Raw genomic sequence first — 3,058 nt, 5'->3', positions numbered from 1 at the left:
TTTGTTTTAAAATCTCGCAGTGTTGCGGGAATGAGGTTTCGGATCACACCCCAAAATCGAAAGTTTAGTTTATAACTGTTAGGAAAATAATCAAAAGATTTCCTTTAAAAGTTAACCCTGAATGGCCGTTACTTTTATTATAAGACATTGTAATTTAGATAAATTTATGGTGTTCAACCTTAATTCCTCTAAGGTAACAATTTCTATGATAAGCGCGTCACCGCGATAGATTTTGATGAACCAAAGGTGCCTCTAGCGGGGAAACTTCACTAAATGTAGAATTTTCACTTATCATTAGCAAGTATACAGATCAATTCATTAGTAAAACTTACACAGACCCAATCTATCTAGATAATGATCATTTGGTTCCTTAAAAATAAATTCACATTTCTGGAGCTCATTTATAAAAAACTGTAAGAAGAGTACTACTAGCAAATGACTTGCCTAATTCTGACAGTCATATTGCTGTAAGTAAATCTGCTAATAGAAGTAAAGATGCGAAAGACATAGTTCAGTTTTACCCTCTATTGAGATATTTAGATGTGAATATACTCTTCGGTCGATTGCTAGGAGAGACATAGGGCATTTCAATGAATGACGAAGTACTTAATAAATTAATAAACGTGTTGAAACCTTCTAATAAGAAAGAGTTCCACTTTAGTTCATAAAAGGTTATGGAGAGAATAATTTTTCCACACACTAAGGATATTCTTAACCTGGTCAAGAATAAATTAAAGTTTTAGAAACCATATGAGGATCAAGAGTTAAGAAAAATTACTATCATTAATGCATTAGGTAATGAAGTGTAACACGATCATGGTGATGACGCGTGATTATTGAACTATTCAGAAAAAAATATCTATGATTTATGGTATTTTTTAGATTTTTTGAACCAAATTTTATCTATCATTCAATATCGTTATCAATTTTTTTTGATTTCTTCAGAAAAACATCAGGTTTTTTTGTAGCAACAGTCCAAGTTGTTACAGTAATTGCTGCAGCCGCTATTAAAACAGTATGTCCTATAATATTGATAGCCATAAAGGTATAACTGCCTATTGCTAAAGAAAAACTAATTGCCCACATAAAACCTAATATTTGTAAAATATAGTGTCTTACTGCAACATCAGGAATATTTCGAAGTGGACTAACTTCGTGATCAAACACAAATTTCCAGAGATAATGGATAAGTCCTATTAGAGATTTAAGCATTTTTTTCTTCCTATCATAAAGAATTTACATATTAATCCTTTAAATAAATATTTCAATATTTTTTAGGTACTAAAAACGAAATAGAATTTTTATAATACAAGTATTAAGTGCGACCTGTATATATAAGGGATTTTAAATAAGTTGTTGAACAGCCCGTTTACCTTCATCAGCAGCAGGCCCCCAATGTTGCATTCCCTGTAATTCTGAATGAGCAAAGGCAATACGACCAAAACCCTTTCTAATCAAATCACTTGGCGCAGGATCGCCACCAATACCAAAGAAAAATCCTGGTTGTGGAGTTACATATGCATGTCCCCAGCGATTTAAAATAATACCTTCAATGTCTTTATCTGGGTCAAATCCAGTTTCACCAAACAACTCTGTCATTTGTGAACATATCTTTTCTTCATATTCAGCGTAGCTTGTAGAAAAAAGTTCAGCACGACCTCGTATTCCCTGTTCAACCAAGTTTAGGCCAGGGTAATAAAATGGAACATAAAATGTTACAATAGCTGGCTTATCCGGATCTATAACAGGCTTGTAGTTTCCAACTGTCATCGGTAGTCGTATATTGCAGGAATTGCCAAAAATACCATCGCGCCATACACTGCTACTGATACCAAGCTTTTCCATAAAATTCCAATTGTTTACTGCTACATTAGCAATCAAAAACGGCACATGATTAAAATTTGAATATGCTTCGTAAATATCCTCTGGTAAATCACGAACAACATGCTTGTTCACCCAAGCACCTGTGGCCATAACAAGTTTTTTAGCCTTTAAACGGTATATTTTATTCCCTTGGGAATAAGTAACATATACGCATTTTGAATTTTCAACAGTGTCATTATCATGTTCAACTTTGACCACCGTTGCTCGAAGGCGCATACGTATTTTGTTGTTTGGATTATCCAATTCAGAAAAGTTTACCTTACCATTCATTATATCATTGAAATTATAGTCACCCTTTATGCCGTTGGGGATGATCTTTTTTATAAAATGTCTGGAAAAACCATCATTGCCGCCAGGGAAAGAGTGCCGCGTCCAATTGCTTGGACCGCTTGTACTTTCTTGCACTGTGTTTCCACCTTTAATTGGCATACCAAGCCTTCTGGCACAGTTTGCTGACAATGCATCACTACCCAACCCTACGGAACCTGCTAGGATAACATCTGCATGACGGGTAACATAGGGACTAAAGCCAAGATAATCCTCTACATATTGTTTATAAGTAACTTTATCTAGCCAAATATCAAAATCTGGCTGATCAGGAGTTTCAAAATTAAAGGTTCGCCAGTTAGAAAGATCCCGCTTTTCCTGCAATGTACCATCCATATCACTATATTCATGGTTTATGGGATCAAAGGACCATTTCGATTTGTCGTTTTCATCTTTGCCTAAATAATATCCAACTGAAGTTATATCTTCCTGCCAATATTGAAAGCCGTAACTGTCATGTGCTAGGCGGATATCTTTTTCAGAATTTTCAAGTTTTGCATAAGTAAAATCTGTGGAAATTCCTAATTCTACCATATATTTTACATCGGATGTGACACTTGGATATTTTAGAGCATCTTTATTTGATGGTGCGGAAAACCCATTGGCACCTTGTGGCCCGATTAATAAATGATCATCAACCAAAAATTCATTTCTTTTTGACTCACCTCCAAATATGGGATGATTTTCGATCATCAAGCATTTGTTTTCTTTTTTTGCCGTTTTACTAAATTCGTATGCTGCCCCCAGTCCAGCCATCCCTGCACCAACAATAATCAAATCATAGCTTTCATCCAATTCTATAATTTGCAACTCGCTGTCATCTTCATACATTCCATCCCTTATATTA

At 34.8% G+C, this 3,058-nt stretch carries 2 protein-coding genes; both read right to left on the bottom strand.

What is annotated here, in order from left to right; translation table 11 throughout:
* Window positions 1–906: 906 nt before the first annotated feature.
* The gene (locus tag ACTF6W_RS08645; RefSeq protein ID WP_438994140.1) at window positions 907–1,212 is read right to left on the bottom strand and encodes a hypothetical protein; all 306 of its coding nucleotides are present in this window, start codon (window positions 1,210–1,212) and stop codon (window positions 907–909) included.
* Window positions 1,213–1,344: 132 nt separating this feature from the next.
* On the bottom strand, window positions 1,345–3,058 hold a 1,714-nt coding region (locus ACTF6W_RS08640), incomplete at its 5' end, for an NAD(P)-binding protein (protein WP_438994139.1).

Origin of the sequence: Pseudemcibacter sp., assembly GCF_965661635.1 — a bacterium.
GTDB lineage: Bacteria > Pseudomonadota > Alphaproteobacteria > Sphingomonadales > Emcibacteraceae > Pseudemcibacter.
Note: the sequence above shows the minus strand (reverse complement) of the source record. Positions and strands in the feature narration are given on the sequence as shown.

Bases quoted from the DNA above. Each gene is read 5' to 3' on its own strand.
- ACTF6W_RS08645 (WP_438994140.1), bottom strand. From the start codon at position 1,212: ATGCTTAAATCTCTAATAGGACTTATCCATTATCTCTGGAAATTTGTG.